1 protein-coding gene is annotated in these 343 nt (G+C 51.3%); it reads left to right on the top strand.

The genetic code is table 11. From position 1 onward, the window contains the following. Positions 1-33 precede the first annotated feature (33 nt). Positions 34-343 (top strand): amino acid kinase family protein (locus SB658_RS22580; protein ID WP_486308201.1); only part of this gene is annotated, 310 nt, incomplete at its 3' end.

The following is a 343-nucleotide window of genomic DNA, read 5'->3' as shown; positions in this document are numbered from 1 at the left end:
CCGCACGAACCAAAATGTAAAGGGTGGTCTAGTATGGGTCTTATCGTACAAAAATTCGGAGGCACTTCCGTCGGCTCTGCCGAAAAAATTCAAAATGCCGCAAATCGCGCCATTGCTGAAAAGCAAAAAGGCCATGATGTCGTAGTCGTCGTTTCGGCAATGGGAAAATCAACCGACGCGCTCGTTAACCTCGCGGCTGAAATCACATCTGAACCAAGCAGACGCGAGATGGATATGCTTTTGTCTACGGGGGAGCAGGTCACGATTTCGCTTTTGGCCATGGCGCTTCAGGAAAAAGGATATGACGCCGTCTCTTATACGGGCTGGCAGGCGGGTGTCCGCA

This window comes from Bacillus sp. SIMBA_008 (assembly GCF_046535495.1).
Taxonomy (GTDB): Bacteria; Bacillota; Bacilli; order Bacillales; family Bacillaceae; genus Bacillus; species Bacillus subtilis.
Note: the sequence above shows the minus strand (reverse complement) of the source record. Positions and strands in the feature narration are given on the sequence as shown.